This is a genomic window from Pseudomonas baltica, assembly GCF_031880315.1.
Classification (GTDB): domain Bacteria; phylum Pseudomonadota; class Gammaproteobacteria; order Pseudomonadales; family Pseudomonadaceae; genus Aquipseudomonas.
This window is the reverse complement of record NZ_CP134771.1, coordinates 246,248-260,324: the sequence shown is the minus strand read 5'-3', so window position 1 is coordinate 260,324 and position 14,077 is coordinate 246,248. Positions and strand designations below refer to the sequence as shown.

Sequence of the window (14,077 nt, the reverse complement as noted above, 5' to 3'; positions counted from 1 at the left end):
TGTGTGAATGATCAGTCGGTAGCCTGTCGAGAAAATTGTTCTACTGCAGCTACTACGCTATTAGCACCTCGCTGTATCTCTTTGATTACCCCGTCAGCATCGCTGGCCAGGGATAACGCGGTCTCTGCCTGCTGTTTACTGTGCCCAATAACGCTCACCGCGCTGGATGCCAAGCTCTGGTTCTTGTTGACCACGTCTACAATTTCAGCAGTTGCTTTAGAGGTGCGTGAGGCCAGCTGTCTAACCTCATCGGCCACCACGGCGAATCCTCGACCTAGCTCCCCGGCACGTGCCGCTTCGATGGCGGCATTCAGGGCTAGGAGGTTGGTCTGGTCTGCGATGCCACTAATGGTTTTGACGATGGTCCCGATCACCTGGCTTTGAGCGTCCAATGCTTGAATGCCGTGTGTTGCATCCTCCATCAAACCCGACAGCTGATTCAAAACACTTACGGTATTTTGGATCACCTCGAGGCCCTGCCGCGCACTGATACCTGTGCGAACTGATGTGTCATGGGCCATATCAGCGGCTTCAGCCACTGCGTTCTCGCGTTTAACCTGGTCGCTAACGATCGTAGCAAGCTTAACGATCTTGTATAGCTTGCCATTGGCGTCCAAGACAGGGTTATAGGAAGCTTCCAACCAGACTTCCCGCCCATGGTTGTCTATTCGGCAAAATCGGCCAGCTACATAGGTGCCGCGTCGCAGAGTTTCCCAGAAGTCCTCATACTCGGCCGACTGAGCGTAGCCTGCCAGGCAAAACATCTGGTGATGCTTGCCTTGAATTTTTGCGAGCGTATAACCCATGCCATCAAGGAAATGTTGGTTAGCGGTTTGCACCATTCCCTCCAGTGAAAACTCAATCACGGCAGTGGAGCGCATCAAGGCGCCTACCAGTGCTTCATTTTCGCGTGACGCCTCGATGGTTCGCGTCAGGACGCTGGAGTAGATGGCGATACCTTCTAGCTGCCCTTTTTCATCCGAGAACGGCATTACCATCGTTCTCAGCCAAACGTCGAGGCCTTCGCGACTACGCAGCCGCAGGGAGCCGCTAAAATGCTTGCCATTGGCGATGGCGGCGAGAGCCCGCCGCTGATGGACATCGTTAGCAAGCTCTGGAGGACTCAAGTCGCGCAATAGGCGTCCATTCAACTGCGCTTGGGTAAACCCCAGCTCCGTTTCGAACAAGGCATTCGCCTGTAGAACAACGCCTTTTGCATCCAATGTGACTGCAACGGTCTCCCGATCAAGGGTTTCCTTGACATGCTCCAACACTGCGAGCCGTTGCTCTAAATGCCGAACTTTTTCTTTCAGTCGAGTGTTGAACATCATAGTGTCCACGAGGAGATTGACAAGCTATCGGCTTGGAAACCGACAGCTTGAGGCATGACTCGTCGTTGGAGGCTTCACAAAGGGCGATGCTAGAAATACCCGCCTCTGCATGCATAATTCCTTTACTTTCAAGCAACAGGGATCAGGTGTGAAGCGATGGCAGCTTGCCCGACCCCATCCAAACCTTGAATCAGTCGACCCTCTACTCGGTTGCGTCCGTCGGATTTAGCGCAGTAAAGAAGTCGATCTGCCTCTGCTAAGGCGTAGCTACGGCCATCCTTGATAGGCGCGCTAATCGCCACAACGCCCGAACTGATGGTCACATTGCCCACCGGGCTTGCCGAGTGGTCTATGAGTGCATTTACAATAGACAACCTGACTTTTTCGGCGACGCTCAAAGCGCCGGCCAGATCCGTTTCAGGCAACACGTTGTATTGCTTGAACCAGTCAATGTCCAACAAGATGATTGCGATGACTGAGTTATTTCGGCTAGCCCGCCCCCACTCCTTTTCAAAAGCGGTATCGAAGCAGCGTCGGTTGGCTAGATGCGTCAAGCTATCAGTCTGGGCGATGACCTCCAGCTCGTTTCTTGCAGTATTGAGTCCAGCTTCCGCAGTGATCAACTGCTGGATTTGCCGATACAACAGAGCGCCCAGCGAAGCCAGGGCCAGGATGATCATGCCGATTAGAGCCATGGATCGATAGGCGTAGGCCCACCAAGGTGCGAAGACAGGCTGGCAGGACACACCAGCAGCCGCGACTATGGGCAGTCCGGATACCCGGCGATACGCGTAAATGCGTTCCACCCCGTCTACCACCGATTTGATCACGGCGGTGCCGCTATCGCCGTGTGGAAGATAGCGGGTGAAAATATCGCCTTTGGCCACATTCGTTGTCGTCAGTGCGCTAAGGGTAGGCCGTCTAGCCAGCAGGTCACCGTTGTTCAGGGCGAGGAAAATAACGCCCTTGTCATCCACATCCATGCGTTCGAAGAATGCTTGAAAATAGGCAACAGGCACCGTCGCCAAAGCCACGCCCGCGAACGTGCCATCAGGAGCATTGATACGCCGGCTGATCGGGATGACCATATCTCCTGTACTACGGCTTTCCACAATGGATCCGATGTGAATGGCTTCATCAGCATTGTCGCGGTGATAGAGGAAGTACGCGCGGTCACTGTTGTTTTTCGACTGTATGCCTTCAGAAAAGGAATTCGCGACCCAGTTGCCTTGAGCATCGTAGATGAAAAGCCCCTGAATGCCCTCTACGTTCAATAGGTCTTGAGCCATCAGCTTCGCCAATCGAACTTGCTGATCACCCGCTACGCCATCATGTTCCACGCGCTCGACGAGATCACGCAGCGTATTATCTGCTTGGCGTACAGTGTCCTGAGCTTGCTGTTCAGCAGCTCGAACGATATTGGATACTGAAATCTTAGCAGTAGCGACCCGTTCACGCCTGGACTGGTTCATCTGCCATGTGGTTGCCAGAATCAACGATAGGCAGACCAGGGCAATGAAGCCAATCACTGTCCTTGTAAGCACTGACGGGGCGAGCCTCGTTGACATAAGGTAGAGGGGCTTCATAAAGTCGTCATCAATTTGGCGGTTGGATGACTAATGCAGTTTTCGTACCCGTACCCCAATGTAGCTACCGTAAATACAAGGTCTCGATGAGTTCTGATCCAAAAAAGGATTGATTCAGATAAAAAATACCGGCGGCAAGCAGGACCGTACGATGTGACCATCAACTCAACTAGGTACAGTTTTGAGGTCATCGCGGCTGATGAGGCTGCACGTAGCCGCGTGATCGATGACTCTCAAATTATGGGTGTGGCGGGCCGGAATTTTTTGTGTGGGACATCATCAACTATTCTCATGCGCCGGCGTTCATTACCCTGACCAAAGACGGCGAACCGTATCACCCAGCGGGTTGAATAGAGCAGTGGTGGCCTGTTCAAGGAAAAAGGGCGTCGTGTCCCTGGTGCATTTAGCTAGGCAGCCCCAAAAAAAGCCACCTTTTCGGTAAGGCGATTGGCTAACTGCGATAGCTCTGTACTTGCCGCTGCCACTTGCCGCGACCCAGTGGCTGACTGTACTGTTGATTCGTGAATTCGATTAATATTTTGAGCCACGTCATCAGCAACAGTGGTCTGTTGCACCGAAGCGCTAGCGATTTGAGCATTCATATGGTTGATAGCCCCTACCTGTTCTCTGATCTTGGCCAAAGCATTTTGGGCATTCCGTGTTTTGACTACGGTCTCAGTGACGAGGTCGCAACTGCTGCGCATAGTTTGCGCGGCGGTATCGGTCCCGGATTGAAGCGTGCTGATCATCTCTCGAATTTCTTCAGTCGACTCTTGAGTACGGTTTGCCAATGAACGCACTTCATCGGCTACGACTGCGAATCCGCGTCCATGTTCGCCTGCCCTGGCCGCTTCAATGGCGGCGTTCAAGGCTAGTAGGTTCGTTTGGGTGGCAATGGAGTTGATGACGCCTATTACCGACTCGATTTGTTCACCATGCTTGGACACTTGGTCAACGGTGTCCGTGGTTTGCTGCAAAGCCACAGCCAGCTTCTCTATTGATAGCGTAGTGCTGGCAACCAATTGGTTACCCCTCTCCACCTCGATATCAGCCTGGAGTGAGGCCTCTGCCGCTTGCGCGGCGTAGCCGGACACCTCGTTCACAGTGGCAGCCATTTGAGTAATAGCCGCAGCCACTTGCTCCGCTTCGCGCGTTTGCAGGCCGATGTGGTCATTATTGGCGGATGAGGTTACGGACAATTGGACTGAAGAGTGGTTGACCTCCTGCGCTGCCATTCGAACCTGCTGTATTGTCTCTGCCAAATGGATCAGTGCGTTTTTCAACACGCCCATAACGCTGTTAGGGTAAGCCGTGGTAATGGATTGGTTAAGATCGCCCGCCGCCAACCGCTCGATGGCCAATGCCACCTCGGTAGGCTCCCCACCGAGAGTGGATTTAACGAAGCGAATAATCACGACCGATAGAACGATACTAAGCAACAGCGCGATGCCGGTCGCGACGATCATCAAGGTGCTGAATTGGCTCGCGGTGGCCTGAACCGCTCCGAGCTTACCGTTGATAGACGCCTCCTCGTAGTCGATTAGGGAATTGACCCGTTTAAGCCACTCAGTGTAATCCTCGGATGTTTCTTGCAATAGAAAAGCTTGGGCACCCGGAATGTCACCCGATACGCGCAGTGCAATCAAGGCTTGGGTGGATTTGAGAGTTTTTTGCTCAATGACCTTTATAGCGCTCAACAGCTGTTGCTCCGACGTCGTCATGCTTGAGCTCTTGAACAGTTGGTCCATTGGGGCCGCCGAGTCGGTGTAGGCAACCTCCAAGGCTTTCACCTCGGCCAGATGCTTCGTTAGGGCAACCTCATTAGTGACCAGTACGGCATCGCGGATCGCAATCGCACGGTTATGCACGCTGCCCCGAAAATTGATGGCGTAACGTTGGACCTTTGCCGCATTTTGGCTCACGTCGCTTAGCGTGGAGTCGATAAAAGAAACGCGCTGGATACCGATGGCGGTTATGACCACGAGCAGTGCCAGAATCATAGTAAAGCTAAGGCCAATGCGCGTGGCTAGCGAAAGCGGAGTTTTCATCGGAAGCTCGCAATATGCCCATACTGGTAGTGGGCAAAGTGGTGGTCGAATGCAGAAATCACGTTGGAGACCTAGTTCAAGCAGCGGTGAGGTTAGTCGCCAAGGTATAATGGCTATATGCCATTTCTTGGTATCTAGGTCTTTATGTTATATCGGCCAAACGTCCACGACCTTTAAGCCCCTTCCGGAGACTGTAGCAGTCCGGATACGGTGCTGTTGAAGCCGATCATGGCACCGCCAAGGCCCACCAGCTAAGCGCACCCGCATCGTCGAACTGAAGCGTAACTACGAGCTCAAGTGAGCCCTCGCAATCACCACGGAAAAGTTGCTGCACCCACAAGTCCGCCCACTCGCGGGCTTTGGCAGTACCAGGGCGCTGGTTCCACGTCAGTGCTATCCGAGGACGATATGAAGAACACCATCACTGCTCTGCTCGCGTTTCAGGATTTTTAGCCTTACGTACAACTGACGAAGCTCAACTGTAAGCGTCCAGCCCAACCACCTATGATTCCCATCCGCCCCTCGCCACGCTGTGCCCTTCCACGAAGGAGCACCCATGAAACCACCCGCCGGACTCACCGCACGCCGCGCATTCTGGGCTGAACATGTTCAAGCATGGCGCCACAGCGGTATGACCCAAGTTGCCTACTGCTTGCAGCATCAGATCAACACCAAATCATTCGGCTACTGGTTTCGAAGTCGCGAGCCGGAAAGCGAGACTTTGACGATGGTGCCCATCGCCGTACGTGAAGTTGCCCCGATAGGCGAGCTGAAACTAAGGCACCCCGGCGGCTGGGAGCTGTTATTGCCGTGCACTATAGATCCGGCGTGGCTGGCCCATCTGCTTCAGGAGATGCGCTGATGCTATTGCCTGCACAGGTCTGGCTGATTCTTGAACCAATGGACATGCGCCTTGGCATCGATGGTCTTTCGTCGCGCGTCCAACACGCGCTGGGAAGATCGCCGTGCGACGGCACCGCTTATGCTTTTCGTAATCGCCGAGGCAACCGCCTCAAACTTCTTCAATGGGATGGTACCGGTGTCTGGCTCAGCCAGCGCCGGCTGCATGAAGGCGCGTTTGTATGGCCTGCCCCCGGCGAAACGGTCTTCACACTGACCCAGGCGCAATGGCAGTGGCTGATCACTGGCGTTGACTGGCAACGCCTGGAAGCTCGCCCAATGAGTGACTGGAAAGTGTAGAAAAACTTTCGTTTCTATCGTTCGCAGATAACGATCGAGTGGATTTTTTCAGTAAAATCCACGGATGCCAATCGCCGATGAAATCGCCGCCCTCAATCTTGATCCCGCCCTGCGGGATCAGATCATGGCCGCGTTTTCGCAACAGGCCAATGTCGATAGGCTAAGGGCCCAGACTCAGCATGACGCCTTGAGAATCCAGGCACTGACCCTCGAACTTGCGCACTACAAGCGTATCCGGTTCGGCGTCAGAAACGAGGCGTTGTCACCCGAGCAGCGCGATCTTTTTCAAGAAACTGCCGATGCCGACTGCGCAGCCATTGAAGTGGAAGTCGACGCCCTGGTGCCTCAACCACGAGCGCAGCGTGCTCGTGCCGGTCGTCAACCACTGCCAGAACATCTGCCACGTATTGAACATCGCCACGAGCCGGAAGCCTGCCATTGCCCTGAATGCGGTGGTGAATGGGTAAAAGCGGGCGAAGACATCACCGAGCAACTGGATGTCGAGCCTGCCAAGTTCTTCGTGCATCGCCATATTCGTAGCAAATATGCTTGCCGCCCCTGCGAACGTATTGTTTCAGCAGAAGTGCCCCCCGCTATCATCGACGGCGGCCTCGCGGCGCCGGGCCTGGTTACCTGGGTGTTGATCAGCAAGTACCTCGACCATCTCCCGTTGTATCGTCTTGAACAGATCGCTCAGCGCGCGGGCGTCACACTGGCACGATCAACCTTGGCCGACTGGGTTGGCCGCTATGGATCTGCACTGCAACCACTGGCGGATCGACTGGCCGAGTTGTTGCGCCAACGCCTGATCCTGCATGCTGACGAAACACCGGTACAGCAACTTGATCCTGGCAAAGGCAAAACCAAGCGAGCCTATTTGTGGGTCTATCGCAGCAACGACCTGGAACCCGGGCCGGGGATTACCGTTTTTGATTACCAGACCGGACGCAGCGGAGCGCATGCACGCGCTTTTCTGGATGACTGGAAAGGTCACTTGGTCGTTGACGACTACGCAGGTTACAAAGCGCTATTTACTCAGGGCGTGACCGAAGTGGGCTGTATGGCCCATGCACGTCGCAAGTTTTTTGAATTGCATGCGGCCAACCAAAGTACAGTCGCGGCAGAGGCCTTGCAACGAATCGCTCAGCTGTACGAAATCGAATCGCGGGGAAAAATGTTGACCTGTGATGCACGCCAGCACCTGCGCACCCGCGAGGCTCTGGCCAAGCTGCAAGATATGCATGAGTGGTTGCTATCAACCCGCACAGGGGTAGCGAACGGCAGCAGCTTGGCCAAGGCGATGGACTACAGCCTCAAGCGCTGGGTGGCATTGTCACGCTATGCCCGCAGCGGTGACTTACCCATCGATAACAATGCGGTCGAAAACGTTATCAGGCCCATAGCAGTGGGTAAGAAAAACTGGTTGTTTACTGGCTCTGAGCGAGCGGGATGCCGTGCAGCTGCGATCCAGAGCTTGCTGGCGACGGCGAAACTTAATGGGCTAGAGCCGTCAGCATGGCTGCGCGATACATTGGAAAAGCTCCCGACATGGCCCAACAGTAGGATTGATGAGTTGTTGCCGTTGGGGTGACCGGCTCGATGCAAGTGGCTGGGCTGGACGCTTACGCTCAACTTCACCAATAATCTGGCTTGTATGCAGGTTTTTTCAGGGTAGGCACACGCTCTGGGAACTGGTGGTTGGCAAGCTCATCGTTCGTAATGACGTGTCGCATCCAGTGTGCGTGTTGCTTCAGCGATCCAGGGACCGTTCTTTTTACACCTTCACGATGGGGCAAGATCACTCCAAGGCGTAGCTCGGGAAAATCATCACGCAACGCACGCAGAGCCGGCGTCATATCGGTGTCAGCGGATACAAGGACGATCTGTTGAATCCGTTTTTCCTCGGGGAGCGTCATTTGCCGGACGGCGAGCCGATACATGCTTATCGCAATATGGACATCAGTTTGCTTCTCTTCGAGCTTCCAGATCTCGACCTGCTCAGCACGTGAGGGAGGGGTTTTTTTGTCAATGAAACGCGGTGCCTTACCGGATTCGATCTGGTGCAACCCCATTAGCACCTCCACGCCTTTTGCTTTCAAAGCGCGGATGTAGGTGTCCTGAGCGTGCTGCGAAGCGATGCCACGGGTTGCCAGTGCAGGCTTTACGCCAGATGTGAAGAAGCTTATGCCATGCAGCGTGTTGGCTGGATCTTCGACATGAAGGATATGGGCTAGAAGGGAAGGGAGGTTGAGCCATTTGTACGGACTGTTTGCAAGCAGCCCGTAAAAGAGGTTATAGCCGTCGACAAAGCAAGCTGTACGCAAGATTTCCTGTCCTTGAAAACGAAAAAACCGGCACTAGGCCGGTTTCTTCACCCTAACGGCCAGCGTAACTTAATCGCTGCGTACAGGGCTGAGTAGTCGAATGATTATGTCGAAAGATGACAGATGCGTCAACCGAAAGGTCATCCGAATCGCGTTACGAACAAGGGGAGAAAGACTGAAATGAATGCGCTCATCAGTATTTCACCTTGTAGGTTGGTGAATCCTCCGGCCGGTTCTGCCGCCGATCGTAGATCTTGGTCGTGCTGATGTTGGCATGGCCCAGCCATGCCTGGACCTTGGCGATGTCCGCCTCGTGCTCCAGGGCATTGGTCGCGGCCGTGGCCCTGAGCCCATGTACGCCCAGTCCAGCCACCTGAATCCCCGCCTTTTTGGCGTAAGCCTCGACCACAGTGTAGATGCCGTTGGCCGAAACGCCGGCACCGGTCGATCGGCCGCGCAGCGGTCTGAACATCGGTACCTTCTTGTCGTCCGCATGGTGCCCTGAGCGTTCCAGGTACAGATGGATGCGCCCGGCCGCCACCGGGTGCAGGGGCAGGTAGCGGATCTTGCCACCCTTGCCGTAGATCTTCAGGTGCTGGATGCCGCGGCGCTCCTGGATGTCGCTCACCTGCAGCAGCGCCGCTTCTTCGCGGCGCAGGCCGTGGTAGAGCAGCACGGCCAGAATGGCGCGATCGCGCAGCCCCTTGAGCGTGGTTTCATCTGGCGCCTCGAGCAGGTCCTTGGCCTGGTGATCACCCAGGGCAGGGGTCTTGCCTTCGTTGCTTTCGATCTTCGGTCGTTTGACCCCGTGCACAGGGTTGCCGCCGGCGACCGCATTATTTTCCAGGAGGTGATCGAAGAGGCTGGTTAATGCCGCCAGTTTGCGTCGGATGGTGGCTCTGGCCAGGCCGCGCTTTTCTAAATCGGCGCGCCAGGCCAACACGTGCGATCGGGTGACTACGCGAAACTCGTCCGCCGAGGCGAGACCGACGAAACTGCAGAAGTCTTCCAAGTCATTTTGATAGGCACGACGAGTGCGCGGGTTGTCCAGGTTGGCAAACCACTCGACCGCGGCTGGCACCCGAGCCAAATTCTGAAATTCGACTGCCGTGAGCCTGCGCGGGTCGTGGGGGCCGACTTTCGTCACTTCCTGCATGTATAGCCCTCAATCGGATCATCGGCGATCACGTATCGCCATCTGAGTCACCATAGCGACGCCAGTACCCAGCAGCGTACACGATTAGGAAAAAGTCGCAATAATTGGTGATAACGTATTTCTTACACCGGCAAGTAGAGGCCAGCCTAGCCAGCTAGCCTGATTGATTGCGGGCAAACCTGCTCTGTCTCAGATGACCGCGTCGACCTCTGGAAGAACGTCTCTCGGCATGAACAGCGAAAAAGTTGTGCCGTGGCCTTCCTGGCTCTCAACCGTAAGGCATCCTCCCGCCTGGAGGACATACCCGTAGACCATCGTCAGGCCGAGACCTGTGCCTTTTCCCTCTTTTTTGGTTGTAAAGAAGGGTTCGAAGATCCGCTCGATAAGCGCCACAGGCATTCCGGTGCCCGTGTCAGACACCTGAATTCGCACACACGATTGACCGGTTACCAGTAGGGAGCCCTTGGCAGCCATCTGTTCACTGACATCTACATTGGAGGTGCGAATCGAAATGGTGCCCCCTGCTGGCATCGCATCCCGGGCGTTGACCATCAGATTGAACACGGCGCTTTCCAGTTGGTGTGGATCGACCTTCGTCAGCCAAAGGTTGGACGCCAAATCAGTCTTATACAAGACCTTTGATCCCAAGCTTCCACGAGCAAGCTCAATTAGCGAAGTGATTAACGGATTCACATTGATCACTTCTGAACCCAGCTTGTGCCGTCTGGAAAAAGCCATAAGCCGGGCTGTCATCGCACTCGCGGTCTGGGACGCGCGCAGTGCATTGGCCAGATGCTTCTTTGCATGGTCGGGCTTATCGTTTTTAAGGTAATGCTCAGCAAGACTTGCCGAGCCCGTTACGGCCGTCAGCATGTTGTTGAAGTCATGCGCGATGCCCGTGGTGAGCTGGCCTACGATTTCCATCTTCTGAGCCTGAAACCGATCGCTGATCATCTGGACCCTCTCTTCCTCACGCTGCCTAAGGAAAGTGACGTCCTGCACGCAATTAACGAAGCCGATCTGGTCTCCACCTTCGTCAAAAAGAGGCGTGACGTTTGCAATAACGTTGCGACGGCTACCGTCACGCCGCTCAACGATCACATCGACATTCAGTGCGGGCTCACCTGTGGCCAGAACCTGCACCATTGGCGTCTGGTCATGGGGCAGGTAGGTGCCGTCACCTGCATAAAGTCTGTGAGAGCCGCAGAACTTCACTTCGGGATCGCCCTTGACTGGGGTCTCTCCCCAGATCTCTGCTGCTTTGAGGTTGTAAGCAACAACGACGGCATCTCGATCGCAGATATAGAGCCCGACGGGAAGGTGTTCAATCAGATCCTGGCTGTAACGAGCGTTCCAAGGACCTTGTGTAATCCGGCGATCAGAATTAAGCGCCATGGTATACCTGTGCGTTGAGAAGCATGCAGCCGGATGGCCGACCTGCATTGTCTCAATTTCCTGCAGTAATCGGGAAGCAAGAATCATCCAAACTTTGCGATAGCGATTAGCCCGTGCGTACAATCCACCTGGGTGCGTAAAGCAATGTGCTGAACCGCAGGTTAAATTCCAATATCGGTCGGGCCGCCGGTGAGGAATACCTGTGCCCGCGCCAAATACGCCCGCCTCAACTGTTATCCCCCGCCCGCAGATCCTCACCAGCCGGGCATTAGCTGCGGTCGAGCGATTCAGTCATATCGAAGCCCTCAGTGGCGTCGTTCTTGTACTAGCCGCTATCGCTGCATTGCTCTGGGCCAACAGCTCGCCCAGCCTTTCCTATGAAACCTTCTGGCACACCCCAGTCGCCATCACCATCGGTTCCTTTAGCGTGGGTCAGTCGCTGCACTTCTTGGTCAATGACGGCTTAATGACCATCTTCTTTCTCGTCGTCGGAATGGAGATTCGTCAAGAAATCCAAGACGGCGCTCTGTCGAACGCAAAGCTGGCAACGCTCCCGTTAGGTGCGGCACTGGGGGGTGTGCTAGTCCCTGCAGGAATCTACCTTGCTTACAACATGGGTACGGCGTCTGCACACGGTTGGGCAGTGCCGACCGCAACCGATATCGCGTTCGCCGTGGGAGTTCTTGCTCTGCTGGGCAAATCAATTCCAGCCAACTTGCGAGTCTTTCTGCTGGCTCTTGCAATCATCGACGACATTGCTGCAATCCTCATCACCGCGCTGTTCTACACCGCAAGCCTGCATCTTGTGGGGCTGGCGATCGCAGGCACAGGTCTCGCGCTTGTCTTTGTGATGCAAAGGATGGGAATCGGCTCGGCCTGGCTCTACCTGATACCGGGCGCGATTGTCTGGGGAGGCCTTCTAAAGCTCGGTGTACATCCAACACTGGCCGGCGTGATCCTTGGGCTTGTAACACCTGTATGGTCGGCACCTTCTCGGGAGCGGCCACTCGAAATCATGTCTCAGGCATTCCGAGATCTCACGCACCGGGTAGACCAGGGCGAGAAAAAGGTATCAGCACCACTCAAGCAAATCCGGCTTGCAGAGCGTGAAGTGATGCCTCCTGTACAACGAGTTCAGGAGGCTCTCCATCCGTGGGTCGCTTTCGTGATCGTGCCGCTTTTCGCACTGGCGAACGCTGGGGTCAATTTCCATGGCGCTCAGCTGAGCGATGCAGCTGTGGTTCCGGTCGTCTATGGCGTCGTAATGGCGTTGGTATTTGGTAAGCCCATCGGCGTGGTGCTCGCTACGTTCATCTTGGTTCGCACGGGCCTTTGCAAACTGCCGGAACAGGTGACTTGGCGCGGGGTGATACTTGTAGGCCTACTCGCCGGTATTGGCTTCACGATGTCGATTTTCATCGCGGGCCTTGCCTATGACGACGACCGTTTATTGGCAGCAGCGAAGCTGAGCGTGCTGTGCGCTTCCTGTGCGTCTGCAGTGGTGGGTTTGCTGTGGGGCTTGTTCAACTTCAGAAAGCCGGCCAGTCGTTAGTTGGTACAGATATCATCCAACTCACCCTCACGTAACAGCGGAGTTTCGCAATGGTTGCTCGGTGGCAATGGCTGTTGATTCGCAGGACCAGACGTCTGTGGTTCAGAGCGGGACTGTTTTCCCTACTGGGCGTTGTGACGGCGTTGCTGGCTGTTTGGCGGCGCTCAGCCTGGTTTTTGAAAGCCTCTACAGGCGCTGGACGAGGGGCGACGCGACTGATACGTCAATACAGGCATTTCTCGTAGACGACGCAGATTTCTCTTCAATTCTGGCCGGGAAGCGTCATCCCCTCAGCATCATTCGAGATCAAGACAAAAGCTGCTGGTGGGAAGACTTTTGGGATGCAGCTCAATCTTCCAAACAGAATTATTGGCCAGGATGGGCGAGTATTACAGCTCACATTCAAAACGTTGTAGAGGGTAGGCCCTCATTAAAGGCTCAACGTGAGAAATTACGAGGTAATCCTCAATATGCGAATGATGAGGAGTAATTGATTCGCTTAGGCTTAATCCGTACCCCTTCCTCCATGCCGTGCTAGGGGATTCGCTTGTAAAATGTAGCGGAAGCAGGATCGTTACGCAGACGGCACCATTCCGCTAGCTAGCTAGCTAGCCTGTACTTGTACGGCAAATTGCCGTACATTACCTGTCGGAGGAAAAAATTATGCCCGTAGCTGTCCATACTGCTCGCCTTGAGGCCAGAATCAGCACTGACCTGCATTCGATGCTAAAACGTGCCGCCGAGCTTCAGGGGCGGACTATGACTGATTTTGTTGTGTCGGCTGTTCAAGACGCCGCGCAACGTGCCATCGAGCAGGCCGACCTAATTCGGCTCTCGCTGGCCGACCAGGAGTGCTTTGCACAAGCGCTGTTGTCACCGCCGCCCCCAGCCCCGGCTCTGAAGCGCGCATTTGCGCGCCGCAGCAATCTATTGCGCTCTGAATGAGCGGCGCACCGTTCCGGCTAATGCCGCTCGATGCTACACATGACCGTGCCGGGTTTAATAGCGATTCTGAACCATTGAATCGCTATCTACGTGAGCAAGTGACTCAAGATGTCCGACGTCGAGTGGCCGCATGCTTCGTGGCCTTAGCGAGCGACCAACGCATCGCGGGCTATTACACATTGGCATCTGCAAGCCTATTGCTGGCCGATCTCCCAGCCAGTACCGGCAAAAAGCTGCCGCGCTATCCAACCGTGCCCGCCGTTCGCATGGGCCGCTTGGCTGTCGATCAGGCATTCAAGGGGCAAGGCCTTGGCGGTGCGCTGCTGGCTGACGCACTCGACCGTGCCATTCGATCGGAGATTGCAGCCTTCGCCTTGATGGTGGACGGCAAAGACGAGGCGGCAGCGGATTTCTATCGACATCACGGCTTCATTGCCCTGCCAGACGCGCCGCTTACCCTCTTTTTGCCGCTGGTAACTATCCCACGCTCTTGAAGCTTACAGTTGAAAATCTGAGCAATAACCGACCCTCGCTTCGCTC

Annotated in this window: 10 protein-coding genes and 4 pseudogenes; 6 read left to right on the top strand and 8 right to left on the bottom strand. The window is 55.2% G+C overall.

Translation table 11 applies throughout. The annotated features are described in order from the left end of the window. Positions 1–11: 11 nt before the first annotated feature. The 5 genes and pseudogenes from REH34_RS30065 to REH34_RS30050 all read right to left on the bottom strand — a co-directional run. Positions 12–431 (bottom strand): annotated as a pseudogene (locus REH34_RS30065) (methyl-accepting chemotaxis protein); the annotation flags it as partial. 159 nt (positions 432–590) lie between these two features. Beyond that, positions 591–1,328, bottom strand: a pseudogene (locus REH34_RS30060) (PAS domain-containing protein); the annotation flags it as partial. A 131-nt stretch (positions 1,329–1,459) separates the two neighbouring features. Further along, the gene (locus tag REH34_RS01225; protein WP_311970463.1) at positions 1,460–2,917 is read right to left on the bottom strand and encodes a diguanylate cyclase; all 1,458 of its coding nucleotides are present in this window, start codon (positions 2,915–2,917) and stop codon (positions 1,460–1,462) included. Positions 2,918–3,324: 407 nt separating this feature from the next. Further along, positions 3,325–3,843: pseudogene (locus REH34_RS30055) on the bottom strand (methyl-accepting chemotaxis protein); the annotation flags it as partial. 612 nt (positions 3,844–4,455) lie between these two features. Further along, positions 4,456–4,965 (bottom strand): annotated as a pseudogene (locus tag REH34_RS30050) (MCP four helix bundle domain-containing protein); the annotation flags it as partial. Positions 4,966–5,521: 556 nt separating this feature from the next. Here REH34_RS30050 and tnpA point away from each other — a divergent pair. The 3 genes from tnpA (at position 5,522) to tnpC (ending at position 7,756) form a co-directional block, all read left to right on the top strand. After that, positions 5,522–5,827 carry an IS66 family insertion sequence element accessory protein TnpA gene (gene tnpA, locus REH34_RS01215; RefSeq protein WP_311970461.1) on the top strand — a complete coding sequence of 102 codons (306 nt, stop codon included), beginning with the start codon at positions 5,522–5,524 and terminating at the stop codon, positions 5,825–5,827. Beyond that, positions 5,827–6,165 (top strand): IS66 family insertion sequence element accessory protein TnpB, encoded by a 339-nt coding sequence (gene tnpB, locus REH34_RS01210; protein ID WP_311970460.1) that lies wholly within the window; start codon positions 5,827–5,829, stop codon positions 6,163–6,165. The genes tnpA and tnpB overlap by 1 nt, the downstream gene beginning before the upstream one ends. A gap of 64 nt (positions 6,166–6,229) precedes the next feature. Then, the gene (tnpC, locus tag REH34_RS01205) at positions 6,230–7,756 is read left to right on the top strand and encodes an IS66 family transposase (RefSeq protein ID WP_311970459.1); all 1,527 of its coding nucleotides are present in this window, start codon (positions 6,230–6,232) and stop codon (positions 7,754–7,756) included. Between the two features lie 43 nt (positions 7,757–7,799). Here the strand turns inward: tnpC and REH34_RS01200 are convergent, their stop codons facing one another. From REH34_RS01200 to REH34_RS01190, 3 genes are all read right to left on the bottom strand, one after another. Further along, positions 7,800–8,489 (bottom strand): NYN domain-containing protein, encoded by a 690-nt coding sequence (locus REH34_RS01200; protein ID WP_311970458.1) that lies wholly within the window; start codon positions 8,487–8,489, stop codon positions 7,800–7,802. Positions 8,490–8,682: 193 nt separating this feature from the next. Beyond that, positions 8,683–9,645 carry a tyrosine-type recombinase/integrase gene (locus tag REH34_RS01195; RefSeq protein WP_311970457.1) on the bottom strand — a complete coding sequence of 321 codons (963 nt, stop codon included), beginning with the start codon at positions 9,643–9,645 and terminating at the stop codon, positions 8,683–8,685. 189 nt (positions 9,646–9,834) lie between these two features. Next, the gene (locus REH34_RS01190; protein ID WP_311970456.1) at positions 9,835–11,040 is read right to left on the bottom strand and encodes an ATP-binding protein; all 1,206 of its coding nucleotides are present in this window, start codon (positions 11,038–11,040) and stop codon (positions 9,835–9,837) included. Positions 11,041–11,242: 202 nt separating this feature from the next. Between REH34_RS01190 and nhaA the strand changes: the two genes are divergently transcribed. The 3 genes from nhaA to REH34_RS01175 all read left to right on the top strand — a co-directional run bounded on the left by nhaA (position 11,243) and on the right by REH34_RS01175 (position 14,031). Beyond that, a complete protein-coding gene (gene nhaA / locus REH34_RS01185; RefSeq protein WP_311970455.1) occupies positions 11,243–12,592 on the top strand; it encodes a Na+/H+ antiporter NhaA in 1,350 nt (449 codons plus the stop codon). Between the two features lie 663 nt (positions 12,593–13,255). Next, positions 13,256–13,537 (top strand): DUF1778 domain-containing protein, encoded by a 282-nt coding sequence (locus REH34_RS01180; protein ID WP_311970454.1) that lies wholly within the window; start codon positions 13,256–13,258, stop codon positions 13,535–13,537. Continuing rightward, entirely contained in the window at positions 13,534–14,031 is a 498-nt protein-coding gene (locus REH34_RS01175) for a GNAT family N-acetyltransferase (protein ID WP_311970453.1), read from the top strand. Before REH34_RS01180 ends, REH34_RS01175 begins: the two co-directional genes overlap by 4 nt. The last annotated feature ends 46 nt before the right edge of the window (positions 14,032–14,077 follow it).

Bases quoted from the DNA above. Each gene is read 5' to 3' on its own strand.
- REH34_RS01225 (WP_311970463.1), bottom strand. From the start codon at position 2,917: ATGAAGCCCCTCTACCTTATGTCAACGAGGCTCGCCCCGTCAGTGCTT.
- tnpB (WP_311970460.1), top strand. From the start codon at position 5,827: ATGCTATTGCCTGCACAGGTCTGGCTGATTCTTGAACCAATGGACATG.
- REH34_RS01175 (WP_311970453.1), top strand. From the start codon at position 13,534: ATGAGCGGCGCACCGTTCCGGCTAATGCCGCTCGATGCTACACATGAC.
- REH34_RS01180 (WP_311970454.1), top strand. From the start codon at position 13,256: ATGCCCGTAGCTGTCCATACTGCTCGCCTTGAGGCCAGAATCAGCACT.
- tnpA (WP_311970461.1), top strand. From the start codon at position 5,522: ATGAAACCACCCGCCGGACTCACCGCACGCCGCGCATTCTGGGCTGAA.
- REH34_RS01190 (WP_311970456.1), bottom strand. From the start codon at position 11,040: ATGGCGCTTAATTCTGATCGCCGGATTACACAAGGTCCTTGGAACGCT.
- REH34_RS01195 (WP_311970457.1), bottom strand. From the start codon at position 9,645: ATGCAGGAAGTGACGAAAGTCGGCCCCCACGACCCGCGCAGGCTCACG.
- tnpC (WP_311970459.1), top strand. From the start codon at position 6,230: ATGCCAATCGCCGATGAAATCGCCGCCCTCAATCTTGATCCCGCCCTG.